Origin of the sequence: Janibacter melonis (genome assembly GCF_020567375.1) — a bacterium.
In the GTDB taxonomy this organism is placed as follows: domain Bacteria; phylum Actinomycetota; class Actinomycetes; order Actinomycetales; family Dermatophilaceae; genus Marihabitans; species Marihabitans melonis.
Map to the genome: position 1 here is coordinate 727935 of NZ_JAJBZM010000001.1, position 22098 is coordinate 750032.

Below are 22098 nucleotides of genomic sequence, written 5' to 3' on the forward strand. Positions count from 1 at the left end.
GTGCACGGCGGCGACGCGGTCATCGCGCCGAGCATCGTCGATCCCCCAGGATCCGGGCGCATTGCCATACCTCGGCGAAGGGGGGGCCGAGACCACCACCCCGCGCGGTTTCGAGGCTCAGGCCCTGGCGGGCCTTCGCACCTCATCCACCAACCGTCCCCATCCCCGTCACCGGGCCTGCGTCACCGCGCCATCCCGCTCTCGACGTCGGCCTCGGCGAAGTCCATCTCCGGGGGCGGGCGGCGGAAGCCGCGGGTGAGCCAGGCGAGGTAGGCGATGCCCACGGCGAGCCAGATCAGGCCCAGCCGCAGCGACTGACCGCTGAGCGAGGTCCACAGCCACACCGACATCGCGAAGCCGACGAGCGGCATGACGAGGTAGCGCACGAGATCGGCCCCAGCACGCCGACCCTCGTCGACGACGTAGTGCTTGACGACCGCGAGGTTGACGGTCGAGAAGGCGGCGAGCGCGCCGAAGCTCACGACCGACGCGAGCAGGTCGAGGCTGATGACCGTGGCGAGCAGCGAGATCACCGAGACGAGCACGATGGCGACAACCGGCGTGCGCCACCGTCGTGACAGCAGCGCGAGCGGGCGGGGCAGCACCCCGTCGCGGCCCATGACGTACATGATCCGGGTGACCGAGGCCTGCGAGGTGAGCGCGCTGCCGATGCAGCCCGCCACGTACGCGGCGGTGAAGAAGGTGCCCAGCCACGACCCGCTCACCGCCGCCATGACGTCGAGCGTCGCCGAGTCCGGGTCGGCGAAGGTCGTCGCGGGCGCCGCGAGCTGGGCGACCGAGGAGAGCAGCACGAACATCACGCCGCCGGCGACGGTGACGAGCAGGATCGCCCGGGGGATGTCCCGCCGCGGGTCGCGCGCCTCCTCCGCCATCGTCGACACCGCGTCGAAGCCGAGGAAGCTCAGGCACAGGATCGCCGCCCCGGCGAGGACCGGCCCGATCCCCTCGACCGAGGCATCCCCGACGAAGGGGTTGACGACCGTCTCGACACCACCGGCGGCCCGCAGCGCGAGCGCGACGAAGACGACGATGAAGACGGCCTGCACGGCGATGATGATCGAGCTGGCCCGCGCGATGCTCGTGATGCCGACGACGTTGAGCACGGTGACGAGCGCGATCGCGAGCACCACCCACACCCACAGCGGCACGGCGGGGAACTGCGCCTCCATGTAGATGCCGATGACGAGGTAGTTGATCATCGGCAGGAAGAGGTAGTCGAGCATGAGCGACCACCCGGTGAGGAAGCCCGCGTGGCTGCCGAAGGTGCGCTGCGAGTACGTGTACGCCGACCCCGCCACGGGGAAGGCGCGCACCATCCGCGCGTAGCTGAAGGCGGTGAAGATCATCGCGAAGGTCGTCACGCAGTACGCGAGGGCGACCCGCCCGCCGGTCTCCTGCGTGACGATGCCGTACGTCGTGAAGACCGTGAGCGGCACGAGGTAGGCCAGCCCGAAGAGGACGAGCGAGGGCAGCCCGAGAGCGCGGCGCAGGGTGACGTCCTGCCGGCTCGCGGGCGTGGGTCGAGGGGTCGTGCTCATCTCGGGGCTCCTGCCTCGTCGGTGGCTGGGGAGGGATGGACGGCTCGGCCAGCCAGCCAGGTCCGTCGGACCCGGATGCCGTCGATGTCACGCGGCGAAGGGAGGTCGCGCGGGTCGGCGGTGAGCTCGACGAGATCGGCGACCGGCCCGCCGTCGACGCACCCGGGGTCGAGGCAGCCCGCGTCGCGGCGCGCCTGGTGCGCGCTGCCGAGGGTGTAGGCGGCGAGCGCCGCCTCGACCGGCAGGCGCTGCTCGGGCACCCACCCGCCCTCCGGCACGCGGTCCTGCGTCTGCCGCGAGCACGCGACCGCCATCCCCTCCAGCGGGTCCGCGGAGCTCACCGGCCAGTCCGACCCGAAGCTCAGCGGCGCGCCGAGCGCGTGCAGGTCGGCCAGGCAGTACTGCTCGTCGACCCGCGGCTGGCCGAGCCGCGGCACGGTGAGCACCGTCATGAGGTCGTCGAGCTGGGCCCACAACGGCTCGGCGTTGGCGATGACGCCGAGCTCGGCGAAGCGGGCCCGGTCGGCCGCGTCGACGAGCTGCACATGGGCGATGACGGCACGTCGGTCACGCGGACCGTTGGCGGCCTCGGCGGCCGCGACCGCGTCGAGCGCGGCCCGCACGGCCCGGTCGCCGATCGCGTGGATGTGCGGCTGCAGCCCGTGGGCGTCCACCGCGGTGACGGCCTCGGCGAGCTGCTCGGGCGGCCAGACCATCATCCCGTCGACCGGGCACCCGCACGCGGCGTGCTCCTCCGGGAGGCTGCCGTCGAGCAGCGTGGCGTAGGGCTCGAGCAGCGCGGCCGTGGCGTTCTCGACGACCCCGTCGGCGAAGAACTTCACCGACTCGGCCCTCAGGTGCGGATGGCCCAGCGCCCGCACCTGCTCGCGCATCGCGAGGATCTCCTCGAGCTGGTCGGGCCAGCGCCGCGGGTCGGCGTGCAGCGCGAGGTCGAAGCGCACGGGCAGCCGGTCCTCACGGGCGGCGCGCAGCCAGGCCGGCAGCTCGGTCGGGGTGACCCATGCGTCCTGCACCCACGTGACGCCGAGGGCCGCGTAGGCGCGACCGGCCCGCTCCACCGAGCGGACCATCGTCTCGACGTCCCACTCGCCGACCACGTCGATGACCAGGTCGACGGCCCCCCACTCGCGCAGCGTGCCCAGCGGCGAGCCGTCGGGTCGTCGCGCGATCTCGCCCAGCGGCGGGTCGGGCGTCTGCGCGGTGATGCCGCAGCGCTCGAGGGTCGCCGTGCTCACCCAGACCGTGTGGTAGTCCCAGGCCCGCAGGACGACCGGCCGGCCGGGTGCGGCCTCGTCGAGCCAGCGCGCGTCGAAGAGCCCCCCGTCGACGAGGCTCGCGTCGTAGGACGCGCCGCGGATGACGTCGAGGTCGGGGTGGGCCGCGGCGTACCGCGCGACCTCGGCGACGATCTCCTCGACGCTCGTGCACCCCCGGATCGCGGGCCCCTCGGACTCGAGCCCGCCGAAGAGCGGGTGGGCGTGGCCGTCGCCGAAGGCGGGCAGCAGCAGGGTCGGGACCTCGTGCTCGACGGCCCCGATCTCGCCCGCGCGCTCGCGCGCCCGGTCGCCCGTCGCGACGACCCGCCCGTCGTCGACGAGCAGCGCGTCGAGGTCGCCGGTGCACGCCGACCAGATGCGTCCGGTGAAGAGGGTGGTCTGGCTCATCGCTCGCCTCCGGCGTCGTAGATCTCGGGCCTGCGGTCGGCGAGGTAGGTCGCCCCGTCCGGCGGGCGCGCGGCGCGCAGCGGCAGGTCGACGACGAGGAGCTCCTCGCCGTCGGGTCCTCCGCGGGCGAGGACGGCGCCGTCCGGCCCGACGACGACGCTCGCCCCGACGTAGCGGGTCTCGCCCTCGCTCCCGCAGTGGTTGGCGTAGACGACGGGCGTCGCGTTCTCGATCGCCCGTGAGCGCACCACTATGTCGTTGACCGCGACGTAGGGCTCCATGTTGGCCGTCGGCACGAGCACGGCGCGTGCCCCGGCGAGCGCCGCCGCACGCACCGCCTCGGGGAACTCCACGTCGTAGCAGACCATCGTCGCGACCGGCACCCCGTCGACCGAGCCGAGGGCGAAGGGGTGGTCGCCCGCCTCGACCCGGGTCGCGTCGAGACCGCCGAAGAGGTGCGCCTTGTCGTGGACGACGACGCCCTCGGCGGAGGCGACGACCCCGCTGTTGCGCCACGTCCCCGCGGGGTCGACGCGCAGGACGCCCGCGACGACCGCGACCCCGGTCGAGCGAGCGACCTCGGCGACTGCGTCGACGGCGCCGTCGACGTCCTCCGGCTCGAGGACCCCCACGTCGTACCCGGTGAGCACGGCCTCGGGGGCGACGACCACCCGCGCGCCCTGCACCGCGGCTGACGTCGCCGCGGCGCGCAGGCGGGCGAGGTTCGCCGCCGGGTCGCGGGGCTCGGGGTGGCACTGCCAGACCGCGACCCGCAGGGTCTCGGGGGGCGGCACGGTGGTCTCGGGGCTCAGGCCCTGGCGGGCCCTCGCACCTCGACCGGCGACGGGGCTCTCGCTCATCGCGCCACCGCGCTCATCGCTCCTCCATCCCCCAGGCCGAGCCGTACCCGGCCGGCGCGGGGGCTGCGAGGAGGTCGAGGAAGGGGCGCGCGGGGAAGGCCTCCGGGCCGAGCACGCCGGTGCCGGACCACTCCCCCGTCGCGAGGAGCTCGAGGGCGACGACGGGGTTGATCGCGGTCTGCCACACGACGCACTGGGCGTCGAAGTCCCGCATCGAGTCGGCGTTGTCGACGACGTGGTAGAGGTAGACCGCGCGCGGCTGCCCGTCGGTGCCGGTGCCGGTGACGTAGAGCCCGGCGCACGTCTTGCCCTCCATCCGCGGGCCGATGCTCGCGGGGTCGGGCAGCACGGCGGCGACGACGTCGCGAGGGCTGACCTGCACGCCCTTGACGTCCACCGGCTGCGTCGAGTCGAGCCCGAGCGCGTGCAGCTGGCGCAGCATGGCGATCATCTCGGCGCCGAGCCCGTACTTGAAGGTCACCCGCTGCGCGTCGACCCACCGCGGCATGAGGAGCACCTCCTCGTGCTCGACGTGGACGCACTCGACCGGGCCGATCCCCTCGGGGAAGTCGAAGACCTCGGGCTCGGCGAAGGGGGGCAGCGTGAAGAAGCCCGCCTCGACGTCGCCGCCGGCGGCTTGCGCCCGCTCCCGCTCCCACACGACCGGCGGGTTGAGGCACTCCTCGATGATCGTCCACATCGAGAAGCCGGGCGCGAAGACCTCGCGCCCCTCCGCGTCGCGAACGACGAGGTTCGCCCCGTCGCGGGTGCCGAGCTCGTCGATCGAGGAGAAGAGCTCGTCGGCGGCGTACCGGGCGAAGACGTCGGACAGCCCGGGCTCGACGCCCATCCCGACGAGCGCGAGCCGGCCCGCCGACTCCCACTCCCCCGCCTGGGCGAGCTGCTCGTCGCCGAGCTTGACCCCGACCTCCTCGTACGGGCGCTCCGGGTGTGGCCGCGACAGCGACATCGCCATGTCCAGGTAGTCCGCCCCAGCGGCGAGCGCCCCCGTGAAGATCGGCATGACGAAGCGCGGGTCGACGGCGTTGAAGACGTGGGTCGCCCCGTGCTCGCGCGCGAGCGCCGCGACCGCCCCTGGGTCGGAGGCGTCGACCTGGGCGGCCACGAGACGGGACTCGCCCTCCCTTCGCCCGCTCGCCGCGGCCACGGTCGACTCGGCCCGCTCCAGCGAGTAGTCCGCGACCACCCACCGCTCGAAGTAGTCGCGGTCGACGGCGATCTTCGCCGCGGCGTCGCCGACGCCCCCAGCACCGATCATGAGCACTCGCACGGGGTCTCCTCCTCCGCCCGCCGCGCTCTCGCGCGGGTCAGGCGCTCTTGCGGCGGTTGCCGACGACCTGCGCGAGGACGACGAGCAGCACCGCGATGACGAACATCGAGAAGCCGATGACGTTGGCCTGCGCGGGGATGCCGCGCAGATAGCTGACGTAGACGAACTTCGGGAAGGTCGTCTCGTCGCCGGACACGAAGTTGGTGATGATGAAGTCGTCGAAGGACAGGCTGAAGGCGAGGAGCGCGGCGCCGACGATGCCCGGCAGGACCAGCGGGAAGGTCACCCTCCAGAACGTCCCGCCGGGCCCGGCGTAGAGGTCCTGCGCCGCCTCCTCGAGCCGGGGGTCGAGGCTCTGCAGCCGGGCCTTGACCGTGACGACGACGAAGCTCACGCAGAACATGATGTGGGCGATGACGATCGTCCAGAAGCCCAGCTGCAGCCCCACCCGCGAGAAGCCCTGCACGAAGATCGTCAGCAGGCTCGCACCGAGGACGATCTCCGGCGTCGCCATCGGGATGAAGACGAGGAAGTTGCCCGTGCCGCGCCCGCGGAAGCGGTGCCGCACGAGGGCGAAGGCGATCATCGTGCCGAGGACGGTGGCGACGAGCGTCGCGATCGCGCCGATCTGGATGGACTTCACGAGCGACTCGCACACCCCGGGCGCACCGCACGGGTTCTGCCAGTGCTTGAGCGTCGGCCCCGCCTCGGAGTTCCACGTGATGTTCGACTTCTTGTAGTCGTTGAAGGAGAAGACGAAGGTGTACGCCACCGGCAGGAAGAGGTAGAAGAGCGCGAGCAGCGCCGCGATCATCGCGAAGCGCTCGCCGATCCAGAAGCGGACCCGGCGCACGAAGGGGGTGGACGTGGCGCTCACAGCAGCTCCTCGGTCCCGAAGCGGCGGACGTAGACGAAGACGAGGGCGAGGATGATCGCCATGAGGGTGAAGGACAGCGCGGCCGCCGTGTCGAAGCCGCCGGGCACCCGGAAGAACTGGCTCTCGATGACGTTGCCGACCATCTTCGTGCTCCGGTCCGAGCCGAGCAGCTCGGCGTTGACGTAGTCGCCCGCTGCGGGGATGAAGGTGAGCAGCGTGCCGGCGAGGACGCCGGGCAGCGACATCGGCAGGGTGACGGTGCGGAAGGTCGTGAAGCCGTTCGCGTAGAGGTCGCCGCCGGCCTCGATGACCCGCGGGTCGGCCCGCTCGAGCGAGGCGTAGATCGGCAGCACCATGAAGGGCAAGAAGTTGTACGTCAGACCGGCGACGACGGCGACCCAGGTCTCGGTGATGTGCCCGCCGGGGAGCAGGTGCAGGGTGCGCAGGGTGCTCGCGACGGGACCCTCGTCGGAGAGGATCTGGCGCCACGCGATCGTGCGCAGGATGAAGCTCGTGAAGAAGGGCGCGACGACGCAGATGAGCATGACGTTGCGCCAGCGCCCGGCCTTGAAGGCCATCGCGTAGGCGAGCGGGTAGGCCAGGACGAAGGCGAAGAAGGTCGCGAGCCCGCCGAAGAGCAGCGAGCGCACCATGTGCGGCCAGAACTCCACGAAGGCGTCGACGTAGTTGCCGAGGTTGACGTCGCGGTAGTAGTACCCCGGGTAGCCCGGGAAGTCGCTCTGCAGCGAGACGGTGAAGAGCTGGACGAGCGGCACGACGAAGAAGACGACGAGCCACAGCACGCCCGGCAGGAGCAGCAGGTAGGCCGTCCGGCTCGAGCGGCGCCCGCCCTTCGCGTGGTCCGCCCCGTCACCGCCGGTCCCGGCGGCGGCGCCGAGACCGTGGGCGATGCTCACGCCGGCTCCCCCGCGGCGACGCGACCGGCCTCGGCGGCCTGCGCGTCGGCGGGCACGGCGAAGGCGTGCGCGTCCTTCCACGACAGCCACACCTCGTCGCCGCGGCGGATCGTGTTGCGCTCGACGTCGAGGTTCTGCTCGTAGACCGACCACACGGAGCCGCTCGGTACCTCGACGAGGTACTGCGTCGCGACCCCGGTGAAGGAGACGTCCTGGACGACGGCGCGCACGTCGCTGCCGGCGCCGTCGGGGCGGTGCTCGTGGATCGTCACCTTCTCGGGGCGCACGCCGAAGAGGACGTCGTCGCCCTCGCCGCCCGAGCGCTCCCGGTGCACCTTGACCCGGGTACCCGCGACCTCGAGGACCTCGAAGTCGCCGTCGCGGTCGACGACCCGGCCGGCCCCGATGTTGGACTGGCCGAGGAAGGTCGAGACGAAGGCGGTGCGCGGCAGGTCGTAGAGCGCCTCGGGGTGGCCCATCTGCTCGATCCGGCCCTGGTTCATCACGGCCACGGTGTCGGCCATCGTCATGGCCTCCTCCTGGTCGTGGGTGACGTGGACGAAGGTGAGCCCGACCTCGGTCTGGATGCGCTTGAGCTCGACCTGCATCTCGCGACGCAGCTTGAGGTCGAGCGCGCCGAGCGGCTCGTCGAGCAGGAGCACCTCGGGGCGGTTGACGAGGGCCCGGGCGAGCGCGACGCGCTGCTGCTGACCACCGGAGAGCTGGGTCGGCTTGCGCCCGGCGAGGTGGCCCATCTGCACGAGCTCGAGCGCCTCGTCGGCCTTCGTGCGCGCGTCCTTCTCGCCGCGCCGCTGCGGGCCGAAGGCGACGTTGTCGCGCACGGTGAGGTGCGGGAAGAGCGCGTAGCTCTGGAAGACGGTGTTGACCGGGCGCTCGTAGGGGCGCGACCCGGTGAGGTCGGTCTCGCCGATGAGGACCCGACCGGAGGTCGGCTGCTCGAGCCCGGCGACCATGCGCAGGGTCGTCGTCTTGCCGCAGCCCGAGGGGCCGAGGAGGGCGAAGAAGGACCCGCGCGGGATGGTGAGGTCGAGGTCGTCGACGGCGGTGAAGTCGCCGAAGGACTTCGTCACCGACTCGAGCTCGAGGTCGCCGTGCGCCTCACGGAAGCCGGACCCGGAGCGGCGGGCCATCAGTTGCCCACCGTCCGCGACCAGATGTCGCTGAACTCGGCGTCGTCCTGCGCCGACAGCGCGGCGAAGCCCTGGACGTTGTTGTCGCGGATGTAGTCGGCCCCGGGGAAGATGAAGGGCGACTTCGCCAGCTCGGGGTCGATCTTCTCCATCTCCTCACGAGCGCCCTCGACGGGGCAGATGTAGTTGACCCAGGCGGCGACCTCCGCGGCCACCTTCGGGTCGTAGTAGTAGTCCATGACCCGCTGGGCGTTGCGGCGGTGCGTCGAGGTGATCGGCACCATCATGTTGTCGCTCCACAGCGTGCCGCCGGACTCGGGGATGACGAACTCCCAGTTGTCGTCCTCGGTCTCGGCCCGCAGCACGAAGAGGTCGCCGCTCCACACGATGCCGGCGATCGCGTTGCCGCTCTTGAGGTCGTTGAGGTAGGCGTTGCCCTTGATCCGGCGGATGTAGCCGTCGGTGACACGCTTGTCGACCTCGGCGACGGCGGTCTCGAACTGCTCCTTGGTGATGCCCTGGTCGATGTCGACCCCCTGCTGCAGCAGGATGAGACCGACGGTGTCGCGGAACTCCGAGAGCACCGAGATCCGGCCCTTGAGGTCGTCGGCCCACAGGTCCTCGAGCGACTTCAGCTCCCGGCCGACCTTCTTCTTGTGGTAGCCGATCCCGGCGAAGCCGGACTGCCAGGTCAGCGAGTTCTGCCGGCCCGGGTCGAAGCTCACCTCGCGCAGCGGCTCGAGGAGGTTGCCGGCGTTGCGCATCTGGATGAGCTCGAGCGGCTGGCACAGCCCCTCACGGATGATCCGGTTGGCCATCCAGTCGGTGAAGGTGAAGATGTCGCGCTTGATGTCCTGACCGGCGCGCAGCTGCGGCGCGATCTTGTTGAAGTACGTGTCGTTGTCGTCGATGTCCTCGGTGTAGGTCACCGAGATGCCCGTCTTCTTCTTGAAGGCGTCGAGCGTCGGGTAGCGCTTGCCGTCGTCGTCCATGTCGAGGTAGGCCGTCCAGTTCGCCCACCGCACGACCTTCTCCTCGTCGGAGAGGTCGTCGGGCAGGTCGAGCGCGACCGTGCCGCCCTCGGCCGACGGCGGGGGCGGCGGTGCGCACCCGGCGGCGGCGAGCGCCGCGCCGCCGAGCAGACCGCCGGTGAGGACCGAGCGACGCGTCAGCCGTGAGCGCTGCGAGGCCTGCGCGGCCCGCACGAGCGCGGCGGTCATCGGGTCGGAGGGGGGCCGCAGAGGCGTCATGGTGGCCTTCTTCACGGGACGGGACCGCGGGCGGTCGCGGGGTGGAGGGGTACCGCCGGCCGGGTGGACCGGCCGGCGGCGAAGGGGTGCCCGGCTCAGCTGTCGATGTTGGCCATGACGTGCTTGATCCGGGTGTAGTCCTCGAAGCCGTACATCGACAGGTCCTTGCCGTACCCGGACTTCTTGAAGCCGCCGTGCGGCATCTCGGCGACGAGCGGGATGTGGGTGTTGATCCACACGCAGCCGAAGTCGAGCCGCTTGCTCATCCGCATGGCGCGACCGAAGTCGCGGGTCCACACGGAGGAGGCCAGGCCGTACTCGACGTCGTTGGCCCAGCGCACGGCCTCGTCCTCGTCGGCGACGCGCTGCACGGTGATGACGGGGCCGAAGATCTCCTGCTGCACGGCCTCGTCGTCCTGTCGCAGGTTCGACACGACGGCGGGGCTGAGGTAGAAGCCGCCCCCGAGCTCGGTGAGGCGGGTGCCGCCGGCGTCGAGCGAGGCGTGGTCGGGCAGCCGCTCGAGGAAGCCGGAGACCTTCGCGAGCTGGTCGGCGTTGTTCACCGGGCCGAGCAGCGCGTCCTCGTCGTCGGGCCGGCCGACCTTGGCCTGCGTGCGGGCGAAGTCGGCGAGCGCGGCGACGAAGTCGTCGTGGATGCCGGGGGTGCACAGCACACGGGTCGCGGCGGTGCAGTCCTGGCCGGCGTTGAAGTACCCGGCGGTGCCGATGCCCTCGACCGCGGCCTCGATGTCGGCGTCGTCGAAGACGACGACCGGGGCCTTGCCACCGAGCTCGAGGTGCGCGCGGGTGAGGTTGCGCGCGGCGGAGGCCGCGACCTCGACACCGGCGCGCACGGAGCCGGTGATGGCCACGAGACCCGGGGTCGTGTGCTCGACGAGCATCCGACCGGTCTCGCGGTCACCGGTGATGACGTTGAAGACACCCGCGGGCATGTGCTCGGCGGCGATCTCGGCCATGAGCAGGGTGGTCTCGGGGGTCGTGTCGCTCGGCTTGAGCACGATGGTGTTGCCCGCGGCGAGGGCCGGCCCGATCTTCCAGGCGGCCATCATCATCGGGTAGTTCCACGGGGTCACCTGGCCGACGACGCCGATCGGCTCGCGCCGGATCCAGCTCGTGTGACCACGCATGTACTCCGCGGACGCCTTGCCCTCGAGGACCCGGGCCGCGCCGGCGAAGAAGCGCAGCTGGTCGCACATGACCGGCACCTCCTCGCTGGCGGTGAGCGCGAAGGGCTTGCCGGTGTTCTCGGCCTCCAGCTCGACGAACTCCTGGGCCCGGGCCTCGAGGGCGTCGGCGAACCGCAGCAACGCGGTCTGCCTCTCCCCCGGGGTGGTCTGGCCCCACTCCTCGAACGCGGTGGCGGCACTGACGTAGGCGGCGTCGACGTCCGCCTGGCCGGAGACGGGCGCGGACGCGACGACCTCACCGGTCGCCGGGCTGACCAGGTCGGTCCTGCCCTCGCTCTCGGTGTCGACGTACTCGCCGCCGACGAAGTTGCGCAGGGTCCGGGTCTCGGTCACTGGTGCGTCCTTTGCGAAGGGGGATGGGTGAGACAGACGATAGACGGCAGATGTCGATCTCGACAGACCCATGGTGAAGAAGGTGCGAAAACTTCTGATCACGCCCGTGTTTCGTACGGATATCGTCGAAGCAGGCTTGTCAGAGCGACCATCTGGGCGCACGATGGGGCGCATGGCCACCCCTTCGCCCGACGCGTCAGAGCCCCGGGGACGGGTGCGGCTCGACGAGGTGAGCAAGCAGATCATCGAGCACCTCCAGGTCGACGGCCGCCAGTCCTACGCGACCATCGCCCGCGAGGTGGGTCTGTCCGAGGCCGCGGTGCGGCAGCGGGCCACGAAGATGCTCGAGGCCGGCGTCATGCAGATCGTCGCCGTCACCGATCCCCTCCAGGTCGGCTTCACCCGCCAGGCGATGATCGGGCTCACCGTCGAGGGCGACCTGCGCCCGGTCACCGAGCAGATCGCCGCGATGCCCGAGGCCGCCTACGTCGTGACGACGGCCGGCAGCTTCGACGTCCTCGTCGAGATGGTCTGCGAGGACGACGAGCAGCTCCTCGAGCTGCTCACCACCCGGCTGCGCACCATCCCCGGCGTCCGCAGCACCGAGACCTTCGTCTACCTGCGTCTCGACAAGCAGCACTACGACTGGGGCACGCGATGAGCCCCGCGACAGGAGCAGCATGACCACCACCCCGCAGACCGGGCCGATGACGACCCGGTCGGGCAGCCGGCACGCCGACGCCGCCCGCGACCACCTGTGGATGCACTTCACCCGCCACTCCGTGCTCGAGGAGGGCGGCGAGGTGCCGGTCATCGTGCGCGGCGAGGGCCACCGCATCTGGGACGACCGCGGGCGCGAGTACATCGACGGGCTCGCCGGGCTCTTCGTCGTCCAGGTCGGCCACGGCCGGGCCGAGCTCGCCCAGGCCGCGGCGAAGCAGGCCGAGCAGCTCGCCTTCTTCCCGCTGTGGTCCTACGCCCACCCGGCCGCGATCGAGCTCGCCGAGCGGCTCGCCCGGATGGCCCCGGGCGACCTCGAGCGAGTCTTCTTCACCTCCGGCGGCGGCGAGGCCGTCGAGTCCGCGTGGAAGCTCGCGAAGCAGTACTTCAAGCTCACCGGCAAGCCGGGCAAGCACAAGGTCATCTCACGCTCGGTCGCCTACCACGGCACCCCGCACGGCGCCCTGTCGATCACCGGCATCCCGCCGCTCAAGGAGATGTTCGAGCCGCTCGTGCCCGGGGCCCACAAGGTGCCGAACACGAACTTCTACCGCGCCCCCGACGTCTACAGCGAGGACGAGAAGGCCTTCGGCCGCTGGGCCGCCGACCAGATCGCCGTCGCCATCGAGACCGAGGGCCCCGACTCCGTCGCCGCCGTCTTCCTCGAGCCGGTCCAGAACGCCGGCGGGTGCTTCCCTCCCCCGCCCGGGTACTTCGAGCGGGTCCGCGAGATCTGCGACACCTACGACGTCCTGCTCGTCTCCGACGAGGTCATCTGCGCCTTCGGACGGGTCGGGTCGATGTTCGGCGCCGAGCAGTTCGGCTACCAGCCCGACATCATCACGTGCGCGAAGGGGCTGACCTCCGGCTACGCGCCGATGGGCGCGATGATCGCCAGCGAGCGCCTCTTCGAGCCCTTCAAGCACGGCACCGCGTCCTTCGCCCATGGCTACACCTTCGGCGGGCACCCCGTCGCCGCGGCGGTCGCGATGGAGAACCTCGACATCTTCGAGCGCGAGGGGATCGTCGAGCACGTGCGCGAGCACGGCCCGACCTTCCGCCGCACCCTCGAGCGACTGCTCGACCTGCCGATGGTCGGCGACGTGCGCGGCGAGGGGTACTTCTACGGGATCGAGCTCGTCAAGGACAAGGCGACGAAGGAGACCTTCGACGAGGCCGAGTCCGAGCGCCTGCTGCGCGGCTACCTCTCGAAGGCGCTCTTCGAGGCGGGCCTGTACTGCCGAGCCGACGACCGGGGCGACCCCGTCATCCAGCTCAGCCCGCCGCTCACCATCGGGCCGGCCGAGTTCGACGACATCGAGCAGCGCCTGCGCTCGGTGCTCGTCGCCGGCGAGAAGCTGCTCTAGCCCCGTGGTCCACCCCCTGTGGTGGGACGACGCGGCGCCGAGCCCGACCCCGCCCGAGCTGCCCGCGCGCGCCGACGTCGCGGTCGTCGGCGGCGGGTACACGGGTCTGTGGACCGCGTACCACCTGCTGCGCGAGCAGCCCGGCATCGAGGTCGTCGTCCTCGAGGCCGAGCACGTCGGCTTCGGCGCGAGCGGGCGCAACGGCGGCTGGGTGAGCGCGCTCTTCCCCGTCTCCGGCGACGCCCTCGCCGCCCGTCACGGGGCACCGGCCGCCCACGCGATGCTCGCCGCGCTGCGCGAGAGCGTCGAGGAGATCGGTCGCACGACCGCGGACGAAGGGGTGGATGCCGGTTACGTGCGTGGCGGCACCCTCGTCCTCGCCCGGGGCCGGGCCCAGGAGGCGCGGGCCCGCTCGGAGGTGGCGGCCGACGCCCGGTGGGGCGGCGGCACCCGCTGGCTCGAGCGTGACGAGGCGCTCGAGCGGCTCGCCGCGGCCGACCGGCCCGGTCGCACCGTGCTCGGCGCGACCGCGAGCCCGCACTGCGCCCGGGTCCACCCCCGCCGTCTCGCCGACGGGCTGGCCGCGGCCGTGCGCCGGCGCGGCGGCGTCGTCGTCGAGCAGGCGCGGGTGGCCGACGTCGTGCGCGAGGGACGCACGCACCGGCTGCTGCTCGACGACGGGCGCGAGCTGTCGGCCGGGACCGTCGTGCGCGCCACCGAGGCGTGGACGGCGACGCTGCCCCGGCTGCGTCGACGGCTCGCGCCCGTCTACTCGCTCATGGTCGCCACCGCGCCGCTCACGTCGCAGCAGTGGGACGAGGTCGGTCTGGCCGACCGCGAGGTCTTCGCCGACCACGGGCACCTCGTCGTCTATGGCCAGCGCACCGTCGACGACCGGATCGCCTTCGGCGGGCGGGGGGCGCCCTACCACTACGGCTCGCGGATCCGCCCCTCCTTCGACCACGACGACGCGGTCTTCGCGGCCCTGCGGACCACCCTTCGCCAGCTCCTGCCGCAGGTCGAGCTCGACTTCACCCACGCGTGGGGCGGGCCGCTCGCCATCCCCCGCGACTGGCACCCGTCCGTCGGCTACGACCGGGCGGCGCGGGTCGGCTGGGCCGGCGGGTACGTCGGCGACGGGGTCGCGACGAGCCATCTCGCGGGGCGCACCCTCGCCGAGCTCGTCACCGGGGCGACGACCTCGCGCACCGAGCTGCCGTGGGTGGGGCACCGCTCCCCCGACTGGGAGCCCGAGCCGCTGCGCTGGCTGGGGGTCAACACCGGTCTGCGCGCCGCAGTGCTCGCCGACCACGAGGAGCGGCGCACCGGGTCCCCCGCGCGGATCGCCCCCGTGCTCGACCGGCTCACCGGGCACTGAGCGTGCTCGACGTCGTCACCGAGGCGCTCGGGCGGGCCCTGCCCGTCGCCGCCTTCCTCCTCGCGATCTCGGCCGTCGCCGAGCTGAGCGACCGCGCGGGCGTCTTCGACGTCGCCGGTCACGCGATGGCGCGGCTGGGCCGGCACCGGATGTGGTTGCTGTGGCTGAGCTTCTCCGCGCTCGCCGTCGCGTGCACCGTCTTCCTCTCGCTCGACACGACCGCCGTGCTGCTCACCTCGGTCGGGCTGACGATCGCCCGGCAGGTGGGTGCTGCGCCGCGGGCCTTCGCGCTGACGACGCTGTGGGTGGCCAACACCGGGTCGCTGCTCCTGCCGGTCTCGAACCTCACCAACCTCCTCGCCCTGCCCCGCCTGGAGCAGATGGGCGTCGACCACGGCGGGTACGTCCGGCTCGCCGCGGCGCCGGCGCTCGTCGCCGTCGTGCTCACCCTCGCCCTCGTCGCGCTCCTGCACCGGCGCGAGCTCTCGGCGCGCTACGTCGTCGACCCGCCGGCGGCCACGCACGACCACGTCCTGCTCCGGGTCGCCGCGACGACCTGCCTCGTCATCGGGCCCGCCTTCGCGCTCGGGGCTGCGCCGTGGCTCGTCGCCGGTCTCGCCGCGCTCGTCCTCGCGGGGGTCACGGCGGTGCGCGCGCCCGGGACCGTCCGCACGCTGCGCCTGCCGTGGGCGATGACCGTCGGCTTCAGCCTGCTCATGGTCGTTGTGACCGGTGCCCACCGCGCGGGCCTGCTCGACCCGCTCGTCGACCTCGCCGGCCGGGGCACCGGCGCCGGCGACCTGCTCCAGGTCGCCGGGGTCAGCGCGCTCACCGCCAACGCCGTCAACAACCTGCCGGGCTACCTCGCCCTCGAGCCGGCCGCCCAGGGCGAGCCGGCCCGTCTGCTCGCCGTCCTCGTCGGCGCGAACGCGGGCCCGCTCGTCACCCCGTGGGCCTCGCTGGCGACGCTGCTCTGGCTCGACCGGTGCCGCGCCGCCGGCGTGACCTGGCGGCCGTGGCGCCTGGCCGCCGGCGGTCTGCTCTGCGTGGCCGTCGTCGTGCCGGCGACGACCCTCGCCCTCGCGCTGACGACCTGACGCCCCGTCGCAGCCCGGCGATGGCAGCCGCCCCGGCGGGTCGCTAGGGTCGCGCCGATGACCTCACCACCACCGGACCACCCCGGGATGCGCTGGTCACGACGCGCTCTCCTCGTCGCGCTCACGGCGGCCGCCTTCGCTCTCAGCCTGTGGACGGCGCTGCGCCCGGACCTCCGCAGCGGGTGGCTCGGCGTCGGCGTGCCCCACCCGCTGGTCGTGGGCCTGTGGCTCGTGCTGCTCGTCGCCCTCGCGCTGCAGGTGAGCTCTCGCGTCCCCGCGGTCGTCGTCGGGATGGTCCTCGCCCTCTTCTGGCCCGCGCCGGTCTACGCCGCCGTCGCCACGATGTCGCTCTACGGCGAGCTCGCGACGGAGCGCACGACCGCCACCGTCGTCGACGTCGACCCCGGTCGCGGTCAGGGGCCCGTGCTGCTCACCGTCGCGCCGGCCGACGGGTCGACGCAGGACGCCATCTCGACCCTCGCCGACCGGGGCTCGCGGACCTACCTCGTGCCGCGGGTGGGTGACCGGGTCGACGTCCTGCGCGACCCCGCAGGCCGGCTGCCGACCCGCACGGCGCCCGCGCAGGACAGCTGGACCTCCACCCCCGCCGGGGTGCTCCTCCTCACCGTCCCCGGGGCGCTGGGCCTGCTCGTCCTCGGGGCGACGGCCGCCTCGGCCCTCACCCGCCGCGAGAGCTTCGTCATGGTCGCCGGACGACCCGAGCCGGCGCCCCACGAGCAGACCCGGCCGCGGGGTGCGCCCTCGGCATAACCGGTTGCCCGGTCGGCCGCGCACGAGTTGGATCGCGGGCATGCGGATCCTCGTGCTCGGTGGGACGGCCTTCCTCGGGCGGGCCGTGAGCCGCGCCGCGCTCGCGCGCGGGCACGAGGTCGTGTGCGCCGCGCGGGGCAGCGCGCCGGTGGCCGACGGAGCCGGCCTCGTCGTCGTCGACCGCGACGACCCGGACGGCCTCGCGCCGCTGCGCGGGCAGCGGTGGGACGCCGTCGTCGACGTCTCGCGCCAGCCCGGGCAGGTGCGCCGGGCCGTCGCCGAGCTCACCGCCGACCACTGGGTCCTCGTCTCCTCGGCGAACGTCTACGCCCGCTTCGACCACCTCGAGCAGGACGAGGACGGCCCGCTGCTCGACCCCCTCGCCGACGACGTCATGCCCGACATGAGCCGGTACGGCGAGGCGAAGGTCGCCTGCGAGCAGGCCGTGGCGACGACGGCGAGCTGGACCGCCGTGCGCGCCGGGCTCATCTGCGGCCCCGGCGACGACTCCGGCCGACTGGGCTACTACCCGTGGCGGCTCGCGCACCCGACCGGGGCCGGCGTCCTCGTGCCGCCCGACCTCGACCACCCGGTCGCGGTCGTCGACGTCGACGACCTCGCCGACTGGCTCGTGACGTGCGCGCAGGAGCAGGTCCACGGCGCCCTCAACGCGACCGGACCGACGCACCGCCTCGGCGACCTGCTCGACCTCGCCCGCGAGGTCGCCGGCAGCGACGCGGCGCTGCGACCGGTGCCGGCCGAGGTCCTCGACGATGCGGGCGTCGAGGCGTGGGCGGGCACCCCCTCGCTGCCGCTGTGGGTCGACGACCCCGAGTGGCGCTTCTTCTCCACGCTCGACAGCTCGCGAGCGCGCGCCGCCGGGCTCGTCACCCGCCCCCTGCGCCAGACCCTCGCCCGTGCCCTCGCGCACGAGCAGACCCGCACCACCCCCCGCGCGTGCGGGCTCACCGACGAGCAGGAGCGCGACCTGCGCCGCCGGCTCGACCACCACCAGGAGGACGCCCGTGCGTGATCTCGTCTACTACGTCGCGACCTCGCTCGACGGCTTCGTCGCCGGTCCGCGGGGCGAGGTCGACGACTTCGCGCTCGACCCGGGGCTGCTCGCCGAGCTCTTCGAGCGCTACCCCGAGACCTGCCCGGCGCACCTGCGCGAGCCGCTCGGCGTCACGGGCGAGGCACGCCGCTTCGACGCCGTCGTCATGGGCGCGCGGACCCACCAGCCGGCGCTCGACGCGGGGCTGACGAGCGCCTACCCGCACCTCGACCAGCACGTCGTCACCCACCGCGAGCTGCCCGACGACCCGAGCGTCACACTGGTCGAGGGCGACGTCGTCGCGCACGTCGCGGCGCTGCGGTCGGCGCCGGGTCGCGACATCTGGCTGTGCGGCGGCGGCGACCTCGCGGGGCAGCTCGTCGACCTCGTCGACGAGCTGCAGCTCAAGGTCAACCCCGTGCTGCTCGGCGAGGGCGTGCCCCTCGCCCGGCTCGGCTACGCGGGACGGGCCTGGCGCCTCGCCGACGTCGAGCGGCTGCCCGGCGACGTCGTGCTCCTCACCTACCGCCGCCGCGACGAGGACGTCGGATGATCCTCGACCTCGGCGCGCTCAGCCGCACCCCCGTCCTCGAGGGCGAGCTCGTCCGTCTGCGCCCGTTCGTCGAGGGCGACGCCGAGGCGATGCACGAGGTGCTCGCCGACCCCGAGGTGCAGGTGCTCACGGGGAGCGTCGTCTCGAGCACCGGCACCTCCCCCTTCGACCTCGACGGGCTCCGCGCCTGGTACGGCAGCCGCGAGGACCAGGACGACCGGCTCGACCTCGGCGTCGAGGACCGCGCGAGCGGGCGGCTCGTCGGCGAGGTCGTCCTCAACGAGCTCGACCCCGCCGCGGCGACCGCCAACATCCGCGTCCTCCTCGGACCGCAGGGTCGCGGGCGCGGGCTCGGCACCGAGGCGATGCGGCTGACGCTCGCCCACGCCTTCGAGCGCGTCGGTCTGCACCGGGTGAGCCTGCACGTCATCAGCCACAACCCGCGCGCCCGCCACGTCTACGAGACCCTCGGCTTCGTGCACGAGGGCACGCTGCGCGAGAGCGTCGTCCTCGACGGCGAGCGCCACGACGAGCACGTCATGTCGCTCCTCGCCCACGAGTGGTCGGCGCTCACGGCGGCGAAGGGGGCCCACCCGCCCGGTCGGTGAGCGAGGGCTGTGCGACGCTGCCGGGCATGACCACCGAGCACCGCCCGCAGGTCGCCAGCGACGAGGTGCGCCCCCACCCGGCCCACCGCGAGATCACCCGGCCGATCGCCCTTCGCGCCGTCCTGTCCGCGGGTGTCTCGCTGCACGGCGCGCGGATCCAGGACGTCGACCTCGGACCGTACGAGGCGGACCTGCTCGCACGTGAGGACCTCGCCGGGCTCGTCGTCCTCGGGGGCGAGGTCTCGGACCGGCTCGCGCACCACCTGCGCCTGCATGGCGCCCTCGTCTTCCCCACCGACCCGACGTGCCCGGTCAACCCCTACCGCGCGACGCTCTACCGGCCCGAGGAGCTCTACGACGGGATGCTCGACCGGGGCTACGCGAGCACCCCCGACGCGCTCGCCTACGCGTGGAGCCGTGAGGCCGACCAGGCGCACGACGTCTTCGTCACGCTCGTGCGGGCGATCCACGACGACTCGGTCTCCGACGCGCTGACCGAGGTGCTCGACGGCCGTCGCGTCGTCGGGGTCATGGGCGGTCACGCGCTGCTGCGCGGCACGCCGGAGTACGCGGGCGCGGCACGGCTGGGCCACCTGCTCGCCCGGGCCGGCGACGTCGTGCTCACCGGCGGCGGCCCTGGGGCGATGGAGGCGGCCAACCTCGGCGCCCTCGCCTCCGACGTCCGCGCGCTCGACGCGGCGCTCGAGGCGCTGGGCGCCGTGCCGTCCTTCCGGCCGGACGTCCAGGCCTGGGCTGCTCTCGCGCTCGAGGTGCGCGAGGGCCTCCACGACGAGGGACCGGTCCGCTCCGTCGGCGTGCCGACGTGGTTCTACGGCCACGAGCCGCCGAACGTCTTCGGCCAGGGGGTCGCGAAGTACTTCTCCAACGCGCTGCGGGAGGACGCCCTGCTCTCGCGGTGCACCGCGGGTCTCGTCGTGCTGCCGGGCGCGGCGGGGACGGTGCAGGAGATCTTCCAGGCCGTCACCCCGCTGTACTACGCCGCGGAGGGCGTGCCCGTGCCCCCGCTGGTCCTCGTCGACGAGACCCACTGGGAGCGCACCATCCCCGTGCTGCCGGCGCTGCGGGCGCTCGGCGCGCAGCGCGGCCTCGGGGCGAGCACCCACGTCGTCGGCACGGTCGAGGAGGCTGCCGCGCTGCTCGCCGGCTGACTCCCCCTTCGCCGAGGTATGGAGGATTGCTCCCTCAGCAGGCTCATGAGGTGCAGATCGCCATACCTCGGCGAAGGGGGGTGGGGCGAAGGGGGGTGGGGCGAAGGGGGGTGGGGCGAAGGGAGGGCGGTCAGGCGGTGGCGGCGGCGAGCTGGCCGCAGGCGCCGTCGATGTCGCTGCCGCGGGTGTCACGGACCGTCGTCGGGATGCCGTGGGCGCGCAGCCGCTCGACGAACTGCTGCTCGACACCGCGACGCGAGGCGGTCCACTTCGAGCCCGGGGTGGGGTTGAGCGGGATCGGGTTGATGTGCACCCAGCCCTTGCCGCGGGCGGTGAGCTTCTCCCCGAGGAGGTCGGCGCGCCAGGCCTGGTCGTTGATGTCGCGGATGAGCGCGTACTCGATGGAGACCCGGCGACCGGTGGCCCGGAAGTAGCGGTACGCGGCGTCGATGGCCTCGTCGACCTTGTAGCGCGTGTTGATCGGTACGAGCTCGTCGCGCAGCTCGTCGTCGGGGGCGTGGAGCGAGAGGGCGAGGGTCACCGGGATGCCCTCGGCGGCCAGGCGGTCGATGCCGGGCACGAGACCGACGCTGCTCATCGTCAGCGAGCGGGCGCTCATGCCCAGGCCGTGCGGGGCGGGGTCGGTCATCCGGCGGATGGCGCCGATGGCCGCCTTGTAGTTGGCCAGCGCCTCGCCCATGCCCATGAAGACGACGTTGGTGACCCGCTGCGAGCCGCGGCCGCCGTCGGCGGGGGCCTCGGCCTCCCCGGCCTCGGCCCCGAGCTCGACCCCGCCGCTCGCGGCGACCGGGCCGGCCTCGCGCAGGACACGGTTGGCCGCGACGACCTGGTCGACGATCTCGGCCGCCGACATGTTGCGGGTCAGGCCCTCCTGGCCGGTCGCGCAGAAGGGGCAGTTCATGCCGCAGCCGGCCTGGCTGGAGATGCAGATCGTCGCCCGGCGGGGGTAGCGCATGAGGACCGACTCGACGAGAGCGCCGTCGTGCAGCCGGTAGACCGACTTGATCGTCGCGCCCTGGTCGGCGGTGATCGAGCGCACCGGGGTGAGCAGGGTCGGCATGAGGGCGGCGACGAGCTCGTCGCGGCCGTCCTTGGGCAGGTCGGTCATCGCCGCGGCGTCGTCGGTGTGGTGCACGTAGTAATGCGTCGAGAGCTGCTTCGCGCGGAAGGCCGGCAGGCCGAGCTCGCGCACGGCGTCGGCCCGCTCGTCGACGTCGAGGTCGGCCCAGTGCCGCGGCGGCTTCCCGCGGCGCGGGGCCGTCATCGTCAGCTGACCGGGGACCGGTCGGCGGGTGCTGGGGTCGGGCAGGTCGGTCATCAGCTCACCGGTGAGATCAGTCGCAGGGCGGCCCAGACCACGGGGGCCACGAGCGCGAGGGAGTCGAGCCGGTCCATGAGCCCGCCATGGCCGGGGAGGATGTTGGACATGTCCTTGATCCGCAGGTCGCGCTTGATGCTCGACTCGACGAGGTCGCCGATCGTCGCGACGGGTGCGACGACGAGACCGAGCAGCGCGCCGTGCCACCACTGCCCGGTCTCGAAGGTCAGGGGGATGGTGATCGCGCCGACGAGCGAGCACGTGAGCGCCGAGCCGGCGAAGCCCTCCCACGACTTCTTCGGCGACAGCGCGGGCGCCATCGGGTGCTTGCCGAAGACGACGCCGACGGCGTAGCCGCCGATGTCGGAGAAGACGGTGATGAGGATGAAGGCGAGGATGCGCCACTGCCCCTCGGGCTCGGCGACCATGAGTGCGGCGAAGCCCGCGAGGAAGCACGGGTAGAGCAGGGTGAAGGCCCCGGCGGAGACGTCGCGCAGGGCCCCGTCGAGCCCGTCGGCGACCCGCCAGACGACGACCGCGACGAGCGAGAGCGTCGTCGCGAGGACGAGCGCCTCAGGACCGCGCAGGTAGGCCGCGACCGTCATGCTCACCGCGCCGATGCCCACGGGCACGAGCGGCATGTAGATCGAGCGCTCGGCGAGCGCCTGGCGCAGCTCCCACACGGCGATGATCATCGCCAGGGCGACGATGCCGACGAAGATCTCGCGCCGCATGAACAGGCCCGCGGCGACGACCGCCCCGAGGAGCACGCCGACGCCGACGGCGGCCGGCAGGTCACGACCCGCGCGGCTCGTCGGCTTCGGCGGCTGGGTACGTCTCTCGGCCCGCCGCTGCGGCGGGTCCTCGACGACGGGTGCCTCGACCGGCCCGATCTGGTCCATGAGCGCCTC

The 22098-nt window shown here is 73.1% G+C and carries 20 protein-coding genes; 9 read left to right on the forward strand and 11 right to left on the reverse strand.

The window, feature by feature from the left end; translation table 11 throughout:
* Window positions 1-182 precede the first annotated feature (182 nt).
* The 9 genes from LIV55_RS03375 to LIV55_RS03415 all read right to left on the reverse strand — a co-directional run bounded on the left by LIV55_RS03375 (window position 183) and on the right by LIV55_RS03415 (window position 11131).
* Complete coding sequence (locus LIV55_RS03375) at window positions 183-1559, reverse strand: APC family permease (protein WP_229299178.1); 1377 nt, start codon at window positions 1557-1559, stop codon at window positions 183-185.
* Window positions 1556-3244 (reverse strand): amidohydrolase, encoded by a 1689-nt coding sequence (locus LIV55_RS03380; protein ID WP_229299179.1) that lies wholly within the window; start codon window positions 3242-3244, stop codon window positions 1556-1558. The genes LIV55_RS03375 and LIV55_RS03380 overlap by 4 nt, the downstream gene beginning before the upstream one ends.
* Window positions 3241-4104: a nitrilase-related carbon-nitrogen hydrolase gene (locus LIV55_RS03385; RefSeq protein ID WP_229299180.1), complete on the reverse strand. Its 864-nt coding sequence runs from the start codon at window positions 4102-4104 to the stop codon at window positions 3241-3243. The genes LIV55_RS03380 and LIV55_RS03385 overlap by 4 nt, the downstream gene beginning before the upstream one ends.
* Window positions 4105-4117: 13 nt before the next feature.
* A complete protein-coding gene (locus LIV55_RS03390) occupies window positions 4118-5395 on the reverse strand; it encodes a saccharopine dehydrogenase family protein (protein WP_229299181.1) in 1278 nt (425 codons plus the stop codon).
* 37 nt (window positions 5396-5432) lie between these two features.
* On the reverse strand, window positions 5433-6209 hold the full coding sequence (locus tag LIV55_RS03395; protein WP_229299569.1) for an ABC transporter permease: 777 nt from the start codon (window positions 6207-6209) through the stop codon (window positions 5433-5435).
* A 59-nt stretch (window positions 6210-6268) separates the two neighbouring features.
* Entirely contained in the window at window positions 6269-7189 is a 921-nt protein-coding gene (locus LIV55_RS03400; protein ID WP_224766768.1) for an ABC transporter permease, read from the reverse strand.
* Window positions 7186-8340 carry an ABC transporter ATP-binding protein gene (locus LIV55_RS03405; protein ID WP_123092768.1) on the reverse strand — a complete coding sequence of 385 codons (1155 nt, stop codon included), beginning with the start codon at window positions 8338-8340 and terminating at the stop codon, window positions 7186-7188. The genes LIV55_RS03400 and LIV55_RS03405 overlap by 4 nt, the downstream gene beginning before the upstream one ends.
* Window positions 8340-9590: an ABC transporter substrate-binding protein gene (locus LIV55_RS03410; RefSeq protein ID WP_123092871.1), complete on the reverse strand. Its 1251-nt coding sequence runs from the start codon at window positions 9588-9590 to the stop codon at window positions 8340-8342. The genes LIV55_RS03405 and LIV55_RS03410 overlap by 1 nt, the downstream gene beginning before the upstream one ends.
* Before the next feature lie 95 nt (window positions 9591-9685).
* Entirely contained in the window at window positions 9686-11131 is a 1446-nt protein-coding gene (locus tag LIV55_RS03415) for a gamma-aminobutyraldehyde dehydrogenase (RefSeq protein ID WP_123092767.1), read from the reverse strand.
* 172 nt (window positions 11132-11303) lie between these two features.
* Here LIV55_RS03415 and LIV55_RS03420 point away from each other — a divergent pair, with 172 nt between their 5' ends.
* From LIV55_RS03420 to LIV55_RS03460, 9 genes are read left to right on the forward strand one after another with little or no spacing between them, the layout of a single operon-like run.
* On the forward strand, window positions 11304-11792 hold the full coding sequence (locus LIV55_RS03420; RefSeq protein ID WP_068274735.1) for an Lrp/AsnC family transcriptional regulator: 489 nt from the start codon (window positions 11304-11306) through the stop codon (window positions 11790-11792).
* 19 nt (window positions 11793-11811) lie between these two features.
* Window positions 11812-13218 (forward strand): aspartate aminotransferase family protein, encoded by a 1407-nt coding sequence (locus LIV55_RS03425; RefSeq protein ID WP_191563104.1) that lies wholly within the window; start codon window positions 11812-11814, stop codon window positions 13216-13218.
* 4 nt (window positions 13219-13222) lie between these two features.
* Window positions 13223-14596, forward strand: coding sequence for an NAD(P)/FAD-dependent oxidoreductase (locus tag LIV55_RS03430; protein WP_191563103.1), 1374 nt, complete (start codon window positions 13223-13225; stop codon window positions 14594-14596).
* Window positions 14597-14598: 2 nt separating this feature from the next.
* Window positions 14599-15693 (forward strand): SLC13 family permease, encoded by a 1095-nt coding sequence (locus LIV55_RS03435; RefSeq protein ID WP_229299182.1) that lies wholly within the window; start codon window positions 14599-14601, stop codon window positions 15691-15693.
* 57 nt (window positions 15694-15750) lie between these two features.
* Window positions 15751-16464 (forward strand): hypothetical protein, encoded by a 714-nt coding sequence (locus tag LIV55_RS03440; RefSeq protein ID WP_229299183.1) that lies wholly within the window; start codon window positions 15751-15753, stop codon window positions 16462-16464.
* Between the two features lie 40 nt (window positions 16465-16504).
* Window positions 16505-17497: an NAD-dependent epimerase/dehydratase family protein gene (locus tag LIV55_RS03445; RefSeq protein ID WP_229299184.1), complete on the forward strand. Its 993-nt coding sequence runs from the start codon at window positions 16505-16507 to the stop codon at window positions 17495-17497.
* Window positions 17490-18071 carry a dihydrofolate reductase family protein gene (locus tag LIV55_RS03450; protein ID WP_229299185.1) on the forward strand — a complete coding sequence of 194 codons (582 nt, stop codon included), beginning with the start codon at window positions 17490-17492 and terminating at the stop codon, window positions 18069-18071. Before LIV55_RS03445 ends, LIV55_RS03450 begins: the two co-directional genes overlap by 8 nt.
* Window positions 18068-18679: a GNAT family N-acetyltransferase gene (locus LIV55_RS03455; protein ID WP_229299186.1), complete on the forward strand. Its 612-nt coding sequence runs from the start codon at window positions 18068-18070 to the stop codon at window positions 18677-18679. The genes LIV55_RS03450 and LIV55_RS03455 overlap by 4 nt, the downstream gene beginning before the upstream one ends.
* Before the next feature lie 26 nt (window positions 18680-18705).
* Complete coding sequence (locus LIV55_RS03460; RefSeq protein WP_229299187.1) at window positions 18706-19848, forward strand: LOG family protein; 1143 nt, start codon at window positions 18706-18708, stop codon at window positions 19846-19848.
* A gap of 130 nt (window positions 19849-19978) precedes the next feature.
* Here LIV55_RS03460 and rlmN read toward each other — a convergent pair whose 3' ends face one another.
* Together rlmN and LIV55_RS03470 are read right to left on the reverse strand one after the other, a co-directional pair.
* Window positions 19979-21187, reverse strand: a complete 1209-nt coding sequence (gene rlmN / locus LIV55_RS03465; protein ID WP_229299188.1) for a 23S rRNA (adenine(2503)-C(2))-methyltransferase RlmN — start codon at window positions 21185-21187, stop codon at window positions 19979-19981.
* Window positions 21187-22089 (reverse strand): phosphatidate cytidylyltransferase, encoded by a 903-nt coding sequence (locus LIV55_RS03470; protein ID WP_229299189.1) that lies wholly within the window; start codon window positions 22087-22089, stop codon window positions 21187-21189. Before LIV55_RS03470 ends, rlmN begins: the two co-directional genes overlap by 1 nt.
* Between the last annotated feature and the right edge of the window lie 9 nt (window positions 22090-22098).

Excerpts from the sequence above, each read along its gene's own strand:
- LIV55_RS03420 (WP_068274735.1), top strand. The coding sequence starts at position 11,304 with ATGGCCACCCCTTCGCCCGACGCGTCAGAGCCCCGGGGACGGGTGCGG.
- rlmN (WP_229299188.1), bottom strand. The coding sequence starts at position 21,187 with ATGACCGACCTGCCCGACCCCAGCACCCGCCGACCGGTCCCCGGTCAG.
- LIV55_RS03405 (WP_123092768.1), bottom strand. The coding sequence starts at position 8,340 with ATGGCCCGCCGCTCCGGGTCCGGCTTCCGTGAGGCGCACGGCGACCTC.
- LIV55_RS03425 (WP_191563104.1), top strand. The coding sequence starts at position 11,812 with ATGACCACCACCCCGCAGACCGGGCCGATGACGACCCGGTCGGGCAGC.
- LIV55_RS03455 (WP_229299186.1), top strand. The coding sequence starts at position 18,068 with ATGATCCTCGACCTCGGCGCGCTCAGCCGCACCCCCGTCCTCGAGGGC.
- LIV55_RS03445 (WP_229299184.1), top strand. The coding sequence starts at position 16,505 with ATGCGGATCCTCGTGCTCGGTGGGACGGCCTTCCTCGGGCGGGCCGTG.
- LIV55_RS03460 (WP_229299187.1), top strand. The coding sequence starts at position 18,706 with ATGACCACCGAGCACCGCCCGCAGGTCGCCAGCGACGAGGTGCGCCCC.
- LIV55_RS03440 (WP_229299183.1), top strand. The coding sequence starts at position 15,751 with ATGACCTCACCACCACCGGACCACCCCGGGATGCGCTGGTCACGACGC.
- LIV55_RS03395 (WP_229299569.1), bottom strand. The coding sequence starts at position 6,209 with ATGATCGCGGCGCTGCTCGCGCTCTTCTACCTCTTCCTGCCGGTGGCG.
- LIV55_RS03470 (WP_229299189.1), bottom strand. The coding sequence starts at position 22,089 with ATGGACCAGATCGGGCCGGTCGAGGCACCCGTCGTCGAGGACCCGCCG.
- LIV55_RS03380 (WP_229299179.1), bottom strand. The coding sequence starts at position 3,244 with ATGAGCCAGACCACCCTCTTCACCGGACGCATCTGGTCGGCGTGCACC.
- LIV55_RS03385 (WP_229299180.1), bottom strand. The coding sequence starts at position 4,104 with ATGAGCGAGAGCCCCGTCGCCGGTCGAGGTGCGAGGGCCCGCCAGGGC.
- LIV55_RS03375 (WP_229299178.1), bottom strand. The coding sequence starts at position 1,559 with ATGAGCACGACCCCTCGACCCACGCCCGCGAGCCGGCAGGACGTCACC.
- LIV55_RS03410 (WP_123092871.1), bottom strand. The coding sequence starts at position 9,590 with ATGACGCCTCTGCGGCCCCCCTCCGACCCGATGACCGCCGCGCTCGTG.